A 2315-nucleotide genomic window follows, 5' to 3' on the forward strand; every position below is an offset into this window, starting at 1 on the left:
CAAAGAGAGTTTCTTTGCGCTGCCGGTAGATCGCCCCGATTCTCCGCTTGGCCGGCTTTGAGCTTGCTCAAGAGCCAAAGAGTGCTGCCCGCAAGGGCGAGGGTAGCCAAGAGTAGCCAGTGGGTCCAGGGTAGATCGATCAAGCTGGTCGCGGCGGCTAGGGTGACCAGGCTTGCCAAGAAGCCGCGAAGGACGTCGCGCCAGCGGCGAGGTTCTCCGGTCAGGCCACCAGCGGCGAGGTCTCCGATGGATAGCACCATCAAGACCAGAGCCAACCCGATCATGTTGTGGGACTCCAGGATTCCGCGATCACTTCGTGAGCGCGCAGGAGGGCCGCAGGGCCCTTGCCCCGTTGTCGAGCAGAGACCGCCGATTGTGTAATGCTCAGCTCTCGTGCCAAATCAGTCTGGCGTTTCCCGTCGAGGAGCCCCAACGCGATGGCCGCATCCTTTTCGTCCATACCGAAGACGATCTGGTCACGATAGAGAAGCAGTGCGTTGATCGTTCCAAAGGTCCAACGATCATCGCATCGAAACCGGCTATGAGCTCCTTCGGGCCAGCCCCGAACCTGGTTCTTGGCTTCGTCGATGGCCTCTCGTGCCATCCACCAAGCAGGCCCACTTTGCCCCATGGGCGCCTCCTCCGGCGAGAAAACCGAGATAGGACCCCAGCCCAGTCCGAACCGGACCTCAAACGATCCCTTGGCGTGGAGCTGAACGGCGAGGGTGGCGAGGAGAGCCTCCTTTAGAGACTCATAAACACCCTGAAACTCGTCCCCTACAGAACAGCTCAGGGGTTGAAGGGCGGGAACTCTCTGGTTGACCAGCTGGAGAAGCCGGCGGAGCTCCCTGAGCAGGCTTGCTTGATCGGGATAGCCACGAGAGTCGACAACGTCCCCGAGGACGGTGGCAAAGTGTTCGGGAAGCTCTCGGAGTTTCATAGCAGAGGCTTAGATTATCTTGGCTGAGACGATTTCCTGAGATTATCGCGCTTCAATAGATATTTATAGAAAATCGCTTGTGGTCCGATTTTTCTAGTATATCGTTTCATGGGCGATAAGTGTGCGTCTTGGAATCCGCAGAAATGGGGTCATTGGGCGCCACGCTTCATGGGTAACGCAGCTGAACTGGGGAGAAACCCCTTGCCAGGTCCCTCACCAGGCCGCGGCGCTCCCAGGCGACGGCGCCGTGGGCGAGGGCCAGGAGGCGGTATTCGTCGTCTTCCGTGAGGCCCTTGGGGTCCGCCAGCACGATCCACACCCGGTAGTCGCCGGGGGGCGCGGTGTTCCTGGGCCAAAAAATATTCTCCATCGGCTCGGGGCACCGGCTCTCGCCGACGTTGCAGTCGACGTCCAGGGTGCCCTGGGAGGGCGCGGTACGGCGCACGTAGTCGATGGGCTCGCCCAGGGCGCTGACCACGTAGAGATCCAGATCCGCGCTTCCGGACCACAGCAGCCGGAAGGCGAGATCCCCCGTGCCCGGTCGAACAGTGCCCGGCTGGGGCGCGGTGGAGGCGCAGCCGGTGAGCCCCGCGACGACGAGACCGAGAACGGCGACGGTGAGGATCAATAGCAGCCCGTGGGTTGGCTTCGGGGCTTGGCGAGGTCGAGCTGGGATGGGGTGCACGGTGCGGTGTTTCATGGCGCGGTGGTTCATGGCGCGGTGGTTCATGGCGCTCTTCCTGAGTCGATGGGGCTTGGATGAGTTGGGTGGGCGATCAGCGTTGCCGACTCTAGGCAATGACAACTCGAAGACGATGACAACCCGAAGACGATGACAACCTGAAGACAGTGACAACCCGAGACAATTACAAGCGGGGTCGAAAAACCTACCGCGCCGGAGTCGTCCCGATGGCGGTGCGGCGCCGGAGATCGCCCTGCTTCGGGGTTTCGCCGGTCAGCACGATTCTTGCTCCTCCTATGACTACGCCGGGAGCGCTTCGATCCCGCCAGGCTCGAAGCTCCGGCCTCAGCACGAGCACGTTCTACAACGAGAGGAGATACCCATGGACATCGAACTGCAAACCCCATCGCGCATCCGAGGCTCCAAGGCCGTAGTGGCGGGGGAGCCCGCCGACGAGTCGGAGGACCCCATTCGCTCACCCGTCAACGCCTACGGTGCCCGCATCCCGCGTCTCGGTTTTGGAACCTTTGAGCTCGAAGGAGACGACGCCCAGCGCATGGTGGAGGCGGCCCTGGAGATGGGCTACCGGCACGTCGACACGGCGCAGATCTATCAGAACGAAGAAGGGGTGGGCGCCGGACTGAAGGCTGCCGGTCTGCCCCGGGACGAGGTGTGGGTGACCACCAAGGTCTG

At 62.2% G+C, this 2315-nt stretch carries 4 protein-coding genes; 1 reads left to right on the top strand and 3 read right to left on the bottom strand.

Going from position 1 to position 2315, the window contains the following annotated elements; all coding sequences use genetic code 11:
* The 3 genes from SX243_25965 to SX243_25975 all read right to left on the bottom strand — a co-directional run.
* Nucleotides 1–284, bottom strand: a 284-nt coding sequence (locus tag SX243_25965) for a hypothetical protein (protein MDY7096432.1), incomplete at its 3' end; no start/stop codon positions are given.
* Nucleotides 281–940 (bottom strand): SatD family protein, encoded by a 660-nt coding sequence (locus SX243_25970; GenBank protein MDY7096433.1) that lies wholly within the window; start codon nucleotides 938–940, stop codon nucleotides 281–283. The genes SX243_25965 and SX243_25970, both read right to left, overlap by 4 nt.
* 166 nt (nucleotides 941–1106) lie before the next feature.
* Nucleotides 1107–1670 (bottom strand): hypothetical protein, encoded by a 564-nt coding sequence (locus SX243_25975; GenBank protein MDY7096434.1) that lies wholly within the window; start codon nucleotides 1668–1670, stop codon nucleotides 1107–1109.
* Between the two features lie 334 nt (nucleotides 1671–2004).
* On the opposite strand from SX243_25975, the gene SX243_25980 reads away from it, so the two are divergent.
* Nucleotides 2005–2315: aldo/keto reductase (locus SX243_25980; GenBank protein MDY7096435.1), on the top strand; the 311-nt coding region annotated here is incomplete at its 3' end.

Source organism: Acidobacteriota bacterium, assembly GCA_034211275.1.
Classification (GTDB): domain Bacteria; phylum Acidobacteriota; class Thermoanaerobaculia; order Multivoradales; family JAHZIX01; genus JAGQSE01.